General features: G+C 47.8%; 1 protein-coding gene. It reads right to left on the bottom strand.

All coding sequences use genetic code 11. The features are described from left to right. Positions 1–753: aconitase family protein (locus tag D8792_RS10970; protein ID WP_260470306.1), on the bottom strand; the 753-nt coding region annotated here is incomplete at both ends.

Genomic DNA, 753 nt, shown 5'->3' with positions numbered 1-753 from the left:
GACGAGAGCCTGGTACGACGATAGCTGTTAGATTGGGAGCAATGTGTTTACCAGCGACAAACTTAGCTGCCAGCTGCAAATCGCTGAGTCTGGCATTGGTACAGGATCCGATAAAGATATAACCTAGGTCAATATCTTCTGCTTTCTTACCTGGGGCGAAATCCATATAATTGTAGGCCCGCTCATCGTTCATATCACGGATTTCAGGGAAAGCCGTGCCGAACTCTACTCCCATAGAAGGATTGGTCCCCCAAGTCACCATAGGTGCCAATTGGGAAACATCCATCTCAATGACCTTATCATAGACAGCATCAGGATCACTGACCAGAGTCTTCCAATCAGCTACCGCCGCCTCAAAGTCCTTAGGTGCTCCCGGCCGCCCTTGAACATAATCATAAGTCTTCTGGTCAGGATTCATAATACCCATCTTTGAACCAAACTCAATGGACATATTGCAGATGGTCATGCGCTCTTCCATGGTCAGATGGTCAATGGCATCACCAGCATACTCTACCACATAGCCAACACCTGCAGCCACACCATATCGGGCAATCAGAGCGAGGATATAGTCCTTGGAATAGACACCTTTAGGTGGCACTCCGGTAAATTTGACCAACATTTTCTTAGGCTTGACCTGCCAAATGGTCTGCGTTGCAAAGACGTGCTCTACCTCTGAAGTACCGATTCCAAAAGCAATAGCTCCAAAAGCTCCGTGAGTAGCCGTGTGACTGTCACCGCAGACAATGAATTTAC

This window comes from Streptococcus cristatus, assembly GCF_003943505.1.
Classification (GTDB): Bacteria; Bacillota; Bacilli; order Lactobacillales; family Streptococcaceae; genus Streptococcus; species Streptococcus cristatus_E.
Note: the sequence above shows the minus strand (reverse complement) of the source record. Positions and strands in the feature narration are given on the sequence as shown.